We start from the raw sequence: 8,452 nt of genomic DNA on the forward strand, positions 1-8,452 counted from the left end.
CTCCAGCGCCAGCGCCAGGCCCCCGACCAGCCCATAGAGCACCACCAGCTCGGCCACCCGTCCCCACAAGGGCTTGGCCCCCCCCCGCGCGGGCAGCAGCGCCAGCCAGCGCTCGTTGATGAACGGCAAGTTGGCGCCCACGAGCGCCAGCGCGATGACCAGCCAAACGGCAGTATCCAGACTCATGCCTGCAGTCTAACCTGCCTCACAAGACCGAGCGCACGGCCTGGACACACAGTGTCATCAGACCGCCAGGCAGCAACCCCAGCAGCAGCACCAAAGCACCATTGACCGACAGCACCGCCCGCACCGGCAGCGGCGCCGCGATGGGCGCGGTTTGCGTGGGCGCATCGAAATACATGACCTTGACGACGCGCAAATAGTAGAACGCCCCGACCAGCGACGCGAGCACCGCAAACACCGCCAACCCGACGTAGACCCCGCCGCCCGCAGCCAACAAGGCCTGCAACACCGCCAACTTGGCGTAGAAGCCGACCAGCGGTGGCACACCGGCGAGCGAGAACATGCACGCAGCCAACACCCCGGCGTAGAGCGGGCTGCGTTGGTTCAGGCCCGCGAAGTCCTCGATCTCCTCCGACTCGAAGCCTTCGCGCGCCAGCAGCAGCATCACACCGAACGTGGCCAGCGTCGTCAGCACATAGGTGACGACGTAGAACATCGCCGCGCCGTAGGCGTCGCCCATGCCCGATGCGTCGCCGCCGACCACGCCGCCCACCAGTGCCAGCAGCATGAAGCCCATCTGCGCGATGGTGGAAAACGCCAGCATGCGCTTGAAGTTGCGCTGCGCCACCGCGGCCAGGTTGCCCACCAGCAGCGACGCCACCGCCAGCACCGCCAGCATCTGCTGCCAGTCGGCCGCCACGGCGGGCATCGCCTCGGCCAGCAGCCGCACGACGATGGCGAACGCGGCCAGCTTCGGCGCGCTACCAATCAACAGCGTGATGGCCGTGGGGGCGCCGTGATAGATATCCGGCACCCACATGTGGAACGGCACCACGCCCAGCTTGAACGCCAGCCCCGCGACCACGAACACGACCCCCAACATCAGCACCGACGGCTGCGCCACCCCGGCCTGAACGGCGTGCGCGACCTGCGTCACCCCCAGGCTGCCCGTGGCGCCGTAGACCAGCGACAGACCATAGAGCAGAAAACCGCTGGCCAGCGCACCGAGCACGAAGTACTTCATCGCCGCCTCGGTGGCGCGCACGTCGTCACGCCGCAGCGCCACCAGGGCGTAGCTGGACAACGTCAGCAGCTCCAACCCCAGGTAGATGACCAGGAAGTGGTGGCCCGAGATCATGATGAACATGCCCAGCAGCGCAAACAGCGACAGCGTAAACAGCTCGCCGCCGCGCAGCATGTCGCGCGCACCGGCGTAGGGACGCGCGTACACCAGCGTCACCATGAGCGCCACGGTCGCGAAACACTTGAGCCAGGCGCCCATCGGGTCGCTCACGATCATGCCCCCGAAGCCGACCAGGGTCTGGCCGCTGAGCGCCAGGTACGCTTCCAGCCCCGCCACGACCGCCAGCGTCAACTGGGTCAAGCGATAGGTGGAGTCGCGCAACGGGGTGTCGACGAACAGGTCGAAAAGGGCGATCACGCACGCCATGGCGAGCAGCAACAGCTCGGGGGTGGCCGTGGCCCAGCTAACGGCATCAATCATGTGACGAACGCTTTCTGTAACAAATAGGCCGACACGTCAACCCAGTTTGGAGACCTTGACGTGCTGCAGCAACTGCTGCACCGCCGGATCCATGACGTCGGTGAACGGTTTCGGGTGAATGCCGAAGTACAGCACCATGACCGCCAGCAACGCCAGCACCAAGAACTCACGCGCGTTGATGTCCTTGAGCGCCTTGACGTGCTCGTGCACCGGCGCACCGAGGTAGACGCGCTTGAACATCCACAGCGAATACGCCGCACCCAGGATGAGCGACGTGGCCGCGAGCAACCCCACCCAGAAGTTGACCTTGACCGCCGCCAGGATCACCATCCATTCGCCGACGAAGCCCGCGGTGCCCGGCAACCCCGCATTGGCCATGACGAACAGCAGCGCGAACGCCCCGAACGCCGGCATGGTGTTGAGCACGCCGCCGTAGTCGCGGATCTCACGCGAGTGCACCCGGTCGTACAGCACGCCGATGCACAGGAACATGGCCGCCGACACGAAACCGTGCGCGATCATCTGCACGATGGCGCCCGAGACGCCCAGGTCGTTGAACAGGAAAAAACCCAGCGTCACGAAGCCCATGTGCGCCACGGACGAATACGCGACCAGCTTTTTCATGTCCTGCTGCACCATGGCCACCAGCCCCACGTAGATCACCGCCACCAGCGACAGCGCGATCATCAGATCGGCCCACTGATGCGAGGCATCGGGCGTGATGGGCAGCGAAAAGCGCAGAAAACCGTACGCGCCCAGCTTGAGCATGATCGCCGCCAGCACCGCCGACCCGCCCGTGGGCGCCTCCACGTGCACATCCGGCAACCAGGTGTGCACCGGCCACATCGGCACCTTGACCGCGAACGCCGCCAAGAAGGCGAAGAACAGCGCCGTTTGCACCTCGGCCGACAGTGGCAGCCGGTACCACGTGGCCAGATCGAAGCTGCCACCGGAGGCGTTGTAGAGGTAGATCAGGGCCACCAGCATCAGCAGCGAGCCCAGCAGCGTGTAGAGGAAGAACTTGAACGCCGCGTAGATCTTGTTCGGGCCACCCCAGATGCCGATGATGATGTACATCGGGATGAGCGTGGCTTCGAAGAAGATGTAGAACAGCATCGCATCGAGCGACGCGAACACACCGATCATCAGCCCGGACAGGATCAGGAACGCGCCCATGTACTGGTTGACGCGCTCGGTGATCACTTCCCAGCCGGCGATCACGACGATGACGGTGATGAACGCCGTCAGCAGGATCAGCCACAGCGAGATCCCATCCACCCCCAGGTGGTAGTGAACGTTGAAGCGTTCGATCCACGGCGCACGCTCGACGAACTGCATCGCCGCCGAGCCGACCTCGAAACCGGTGTAGAGCGGCACCGTCACCGCCAACCCCAACAGCGCGCCCATCAAGGCCACCCAGCGCACCACGGGGGCGTGTTCGTCACGGCCCATCGCGAGCAGCACGACGCCAAAAAGGATCGGCGTCCAAATCGCAAGGCTCAGCAAACCCATGCTCTCGTTCTCCTTATTTGGCGAGCCAGACGAAGTAAGTCATGAAAGCCAGGACGCCCAAAATCATCACGAAGGCGTAGTGGTAGAGATAGCCGGTCTGCACCCGACGCACGAGGCCAGCGACGGCCCCAACGACCTTCCAGCTCAGGTTGACGATGCCGGTCTCGATCACGCCGCGGTCGCCGCCCTTCCACAGCCCCACGCCGATGGCACGGGCCGCGCGGGCGATGATGTGCTCGTTGATCCAGTCCATGTAGTACTTGTTTTCCAGCACGACGACCAGCGGACGCAGGGCCGTGGCGATGCGTGCCGGCAACTCGGGGCGCACCAGGTACAGATACCACGCGGTGACGGCACCGGCGACGGCCAGATACAGCGGCGGGGTGCTAAAGGCGTGCAGCGCCATGGCCAGCGGCCCGTGGAAGGTCTCGGCAAACTTCGCCATCGCCGGGTGCTTGTCCGCGTGCACCTCGATGGACGCGGCCAAGAAGTCACCAAACAGCATCGGCTCGATCGTCAGGTAGCCGATGACCACCGACGGCACCGCCAGCAGCAGCAGCGGCGCGGTCACCACCCACGGCGACTCGTGCGGCTTGCCGTCGCCATCGTCATGGTCGCCGTGGTGCCCGTGGTGAGCGTCCGGATTCTGGTCGTAGCGCTCCGGCCCGTGGAAAACCAGGAAATACAGCCGGAACGAGTAGAACGACGTCACGAACACCCCAGCCAGCACCGCCGCGTAGGCCAGACCCGAGGCCGGAAGGTTGCTGAAACGCGCCACCTCGATGATCGCGTCCTTGGAGTAAAAGCCCGAGAACAACGGCGTGCCCACCAGCGCCAGCGTGCCCAGCAAGAAGGTGATCCACGTGATGGGCATGTACTTGCGCAGGCCACCCATGTAGCGGATGTCCTGGTTGTGGTGCATACCAATGATGACCGAGCCCGCCGCCAGGAACAGCAGCGCCTTGAAGAACGCGTGCGTCATCAGGTGGAACACCGCCACCGAGTACGCCGATGCGCCCAGCGCCACCGTCATGTACCCGAGCTGTGACAGCGTGGAGTAGGCCACCACGCGCTTGATGTCGTTTTGGATGATGCCCAGCAGCCCCATGAAGAAGGCCGTGATGGCGCCGATGACCAGAATGAAGTTGAGCGCAGCGTCCGACAGCTCGTACAGCGGCGACATACGCGCGACCATGAAGATGCCCGCCGTCACCATGGTGGCGGCGTGGATCAGGGCCGAAATCGGCGTCGGGCCTTCCATCGAGTCCGGCAGCCAGACGTGCAGCGGAAACTGCGCGCTCTTGCCCATGGCGCCGATGAACAGGCAAATCCCGATCACGGTGACGAGCATGGCCTCTTGCCCGAAGACGTACCACGGGAACTCGATCGCGGCCAACGCCGGCGCTTTGTCGAAAATCTCGTTGTAGTTGAGCGTGCCGGTGTAGGCCACCAACAGGCCGATGCCGAGGATGAAGCCGAAGTCGCCCACCCGGTTGACGAGAAAGGCCTTCATGTTGGCGAAGATGGCCGTCGGCTTGTTGAACCAAAAGCCGATCAGCAGGTACGACACCAGGCCCACCGCCTCCCAGCCGAAGAAGAGCTGCAGCAGGTTGTTGCTCATGACCAGCATGAGCATGGAGAACGTGAATAGCGAGATATAGGCGAAGAACCGGTTGTAGCCCGCGTCATCCTCCATGTAGCCGATGGTGTAGATGTGCACCATGAGCGACACGAAGGTCACGACGCACATCATCATCGCCGTCAGACCATCGACCAAAAAGCCGATCTCCATCTTCAGGCCGCCGATGACCATCCATTCGTAGATCGTTTGGTCGAAGTAGGCGCCGTCGAGCGCCACGCGCTTGAGCGTGATCGCCGACAGGACGAAGGAAACCAGCACCCCCAGAATGGTCAAACTGTGGGACCAGCGCCGGCCGATCCAGTTGCCGCCAAACTTCGTGCCCAGAATGCCGGCGGCGGCCGCCCCGACGAGCGGGGCCAGCGGCACGGCCAGCAACATGCTTGAGGAAAGGGTCGTCATGGTGTGGGTCGCGTGGGGTCCGGGATGCGCGTCAACCCTTGAGGGTGTTGAGCGTCTCGACGTCAATCGACGACTTGTTGCGGAACAGCAGCACCAGGATCGCCAGGCCGATGGCCGACTCCGCCGCTGCCACGGTCAGGATGAAAAAGACGAAGATCTGTCCGTGCAGGTCGCCCAGATAGTGAGCAAACGCCACGAAATTGAGGTTGACCGCGAGCAGCATCAGCTCGATCGCCATCAACAGCACGATCAGGTTCTTGCGGTTGAGGAAGATCCCCACCACCGACAGCGCGAACAGGATCGCGCCCACGGACAGAAAATGTCCCACCCCGAGGGTGCCGAGGGTACTCATGCTTGCTCCTCCTTGGCCGCGTCAGCGGCAGCGACGGTGGCGGGAGGCACACGCAGCACCTGCAGGCGGTCGCTGGCCTTGACGCGCACCTGCACGCCCGGATCGATGGTCTTGGTGTCCTTGCGTCCGCGCAACGTCAACGCGATCGCCGCCACCATGGCCACCAGCAGAATCACCGCCGCCACCTGGATCGGATACAGGTAGTCGCGATAGAGCAACACGCCGAGCGCATGGGTGTTGTTATGGTCTGGCGCGTGCATGGCCGTGGTGGCGACGGCCGCATCGACGGTCGCGGTCGGGAAGCCCGCCCACAGCACGGCGATCAGCTCGATACTGACCAGTGCCCCGAGCAGGAGCGCCAGCGGCAGGTGTCTCCAGAACCCGGCGCGCATGGCGTCGACGTTGATGTCGAGCATCATCACGACGAACAGGAACAGCACCATGACCGCGCCCAGGTAAACCAGCACCAGCGCGATGCCGAGAAACTCGGCCTTGAGCAGCAACCACAGCGCGGCCGCCTGCGAGAAGGCCAGCATCAGGTACAGCACCGCGTGCACCGGGTTGCGCGCGGTGATGACGCGCAACGCGGCAAACAGCAGCACCGCCGAGAAAACGTAGAAAAACCCTGAGACGAAATCCATGATGTGCTCGTGCAATGGCCGGAGTCAGCGGTACTTCGCATCGGCCGCCTTGGCGGCAGCGATTTCTTTCTCGTAGCGGTCGCCAACGGCCAGCAGCATGTCCTTGGTGAAGTACAGATCCCCGCGCTTTTCGCCGTGGTACTCGAAGATGTGCGTCTCGACGATCGCGTCGACCGGGCAGGCTTCCTCACAGAACCCGCAGAAGATGCACTTGGTCAGGTCGATGTCGTAGCGCGTGGTGCGGCGGGTGCCATCCTCGCGCTGCGCCGACTCGATGGTAATGGCCATCGCAGGGCACACCGCTTCACACAGCTTGCAGGCGATGCAGCGCTCCTCGCCATTGGGGTAGCGACGCTGCGCGTGCAGGCCACGAAAGCGTGGCGACAGCGGAGTTTTTTCCTCTGGGAACTGCACCGTCACCTTGCGCCGCAGCGCATAGCGACCGGTCAGGGCCATGCCTTTGAACAGCTCGACGAGCAAAAAGCTCTTGAAGAAGTCCTTGAGCGAAAACGGGGCGACGGCGGTGGTGGCGGACATGGATGTGCGCTCCTTCACTTCCAAGGGTTCCACGGCGTCTGCATCACGGCGCCCACGAGCAGCAGCCAAATGAGCGTCACCGGAATGAAAATCTTCCAGCCCAGACGCATGATCTGGTCGTAGCGAAAACGCGGGAACGTGGCGCGGATCCAGATGAACAGGGACACCAGGATCGTGGTCTTGAGCCCCAGCCAGATCCAGCCGGGGATGGCGTTGAAGACGGCGCTGTCGATTGGCGGCAACCACCCACCCAGGAACATGAGCACCGCCAGGATCGACACCAGCCACATGCTGGCGTACTCGGCCAGGAAGAAGATGGCAAAGCCCATGCCCGAGTATTCGACCATGTGACCGGCGACGATCTCGGCCTCGCCCTCGACGACGTCGAACGGGTGGCGATTCGTCTCGGCCACCGCCGAGATCAGGTACACCATGAAGATCGGCAACAGCGGCAGCCAGTTCCACGACAGGAAGTTCAGCCCCAGGTCGGCACCCGTGCCGCGCGCTTGCGAGGCGACGATGTCGGCCAGGTTCAGGCTACCGGCGGTCATGACGACGACGAGGAAGCAAAAACCGATGGCGATCTCATAACTGACCATCTGCGCCGACGCACGCAACGCGCCGAGGAACGCGTACTTGGAGTTGGAGGCCCAACCCGCGATGATGATGCCGTACACCTCGATGGACGTGATGGCCAGGATGACGAGCAGTCCAGCGTTGACGTTGGCCAACACCACGTCTGGGCCGAACGGCACCGCCACCCACGCCGCCAGCGCCGGCATGATGGCCATGATGGGGCCGAGCCAGAAAAGCCCGCCGTTGGCGGCCGTGGGCCGGATCAGTTCTTTCGTCAGCAGCTTGAGCGCATCGGCAATCGGCTGCAGCAGACCGAACGGCCCCACCCGGTTGGGGCCCAGGCGCACCTGCATGAAGCCGAGCAAGCGCCGCTCCCACCACGTGAGGTAGGCCACCAGCAGCATCAGCGGGGCCAGCAGCGCCACGATCTTGAGCAGGATCCAGACCACGGGCCAACCCGCCTGGGTCCACCAAGCCGCCGAACTGAGCTGCAGCCCACCTTGGTAGAGGGTGTCGATCATGCGCACACTCCTTGAGCGTTGGCGCGAGCGGCACGGCCGTCCGCCGTCGCCTGCAGCGCCGGAGCTCGGCGCACCAGGGCGTCGAGCTGATAAATCGCAGCCACACAGGGCTCACCGGCCGCAGGCGAGAGGTCGATCGGGCCGCGGGCCCGGTTGTCCAGCCGCTCGCCGGGCACGAAATCGCCACTGGCCACACCCGGCAGCACCTGCGCCAGCACCTCCTGCGACGAGGTCTGCTCGAACCCCGCCAGGCCCAGCAGGTTGCCCAGCACGCGCAGCACCTTCCACGCCGGGCGCGTCTCGCCCAGCGGCTTGACCACCGCCTGGAAGCTCTGCAGCCGCCCCTCGGCGTTGAGGAACGACCCCGACGTCTCGGTAAACGGCGCAATCGGCAGCAGCACGTCGCTGATGTCGAGGTTGGCCTGGAACGGACTGAGCGTGACGACCATACCGGCGTCCGCCAGCGCCTGGCCAGCCAGCGCGGTGTCGGCCCCGGGCTCGACGCCCAGCAACACGACGGCTTGCAGCCCACCAGAGAGCATCGCTGCCGCGTCCTTGCCGCCCTCGCCCGGCACGAAGCCCATG

Annotated in this window: 9 protein-coding genes; all 9 read right to left on the bottom strand. The window is 64.6% G+C overall.

What is annotated here, in order from left to right:
• On the bottom strand, positions 1 to 186 hold a 186-nt coding region (locus Q0716_RS01220; RefSeq protein ID WP_299018806.1), incomplete at its 3' end, for a DUF2818 family protein.
• A gap of 19 nt (positions 187 to 205) precedes the next feature.
• Positions 206 to 1,687, bottom strand: a complete 1,482-nt coding sequence (gene nuoN, locus Q0716_RS01225; protein WP_299018807.1) for an NADH-quinone oxidoreductase subunit NuoN — start codon at positions 1,685 to 1,687, stop codon at positions 206 to 208.
• Between the two features lie 36 nt (positions 1,688 to 1,723).
• A complete protein-coding gene (locus Q0716_RS01230; RefSeq protein ID WP_299018808.1) occupies positions 1,724 to 3,199 on the bottom strand; it encodes an NADH-quinone oxidoreductase subunit M in 1,476 nt (491 codons plus the stop codon).
• Between the two features lie 13 nt (positions 3,200 to 3,212).
• On the bottom strand, positions 3,213 to 5,240 hold the full coding sequence (gene nuoL / locus Q0716_RS01235) for an NADH-quinone oxidoreductase subunit L (protein ID WP_299018809.1): 2,028 nt from the start codon (positions 5,238 to 5,240) through the stop codon (positions 3,213 to 3,215).
• Positions 5,241 to 5,271: 31 nt separating this feature from the next.
• A complete protein-coding gene (gene nuoK / locus Q0716_RS01240) occupies positions 5,272 to 5,592 on the bottom strand; it encodes an NADH-quinone oxidoreductase subunit NuoK (protein WP_299018810.1) in 321 nt (106 codons plus the stop codon).
• A complete protein-coding gene (locus Q0716_RS01245) occupies positions 5,589 to 6,233 on the bottom strand; it encodes an NADH-quinone oxidoreductase subunit J (protein ID WP_299018811.1) in 645 nt (214 codons plus the stop codon). The genes nuoK and Q0716_RS01245 overlap by 4 nt, the downstream gene beginning before the upstream one ends.
• A gap of 24 nt (positions 6,234 to 6,257) precedes the next feature.
• Positions 6,258 to 6,770, bottom strand: coding sequence for an NADH-quinone oxidoreductase subunit NuoI (nuoI, locus tag Q0716_RS01250; protein WP_299018813.1), 513 nt, complete (start codon positions 6,768 to 6,770; stop codon positions 6,258 to 6,260).
• Between the two features lie 14 nt (positions 6,771 to 6,784).
• Entirely contained in the window at positions 6,785 to 7,867 is a 1,083-nt protein-coding gene (nuoH, locus tag Q0716_RS01255; protein WP_299018815.1) for an NADH-quinone oxidoreductase subunit NuoH, read from the bottom strand.
• Positions 7,864 to 8,452, bottom strand: a 589-nt coding sequence (locus Q0716_RS01260) for a molybdopterin-dependent oxidoreductase (RefSeq protein WP_299018817.1), incomplete at its 5' end; no start/stop codon positions are given. The genes nuoH and Q0716_RS01260, both read right to left, overlap by 4 nt.

Source organism: uncultured Tepidimonas sp., assembly GCF_938045175.1.
Taxonomy (GTDB): Bacteria; Pseudomonadota; Gammaproteobacteria; order Burkholderiales; family Burkholderiaceae_C; genus Tepidimonas.

Coding starts and splice junctions, on each gene's coding strand:
- nuoN (WP_299018807.1), bottom strand. CDS start 1,687: ATGATTGATGCCGTTAGCTGGGCCACGGCCACCCCCGAGCTGTTGCTG.
- Q0716_RS01230 (WP_299018808.1), bottom strand. CDS start 3,199: ATGGGTTTGCTGAGCCTTGCGATTTGGACGCCGATCCTTTTTGGCGTC.
- nuoH (WP_299018815.1), bottom strand. CDS start 7,867: ATGATCGACACCCTCTACCAAGGTGGGCTGCAGCTCAGTTCGGCGGCT.
- nuoK (WP_299018810.1), bottom strand. CDS start 5,592: ATGAGTACCCTCGGCACCCTCGGGGTGGGACATTTTCTGTCCGTGGGC.
- Q0716_RS01245 (WP_299018811.1), bottom strand. CDS start 6,233: ATGGATTTCGTCTCAGGGTTTTTCTACGTTTTCTCGGCGGTGCTGCTG.
- nuoI (WP_299018813.1), bottom strand. CDS start 6,770: ATGTCCGCCACCACCGCCGTCGCCCCGTTTTCGCTCAAGGACTTCTTC.
- nuoL (WP_299018809.1), bottom strand. CDS start 5,240: ATGACGACCCTTTCCTCAAGCATGTTGCTGGCCGTGCCGCTGGCCCCG.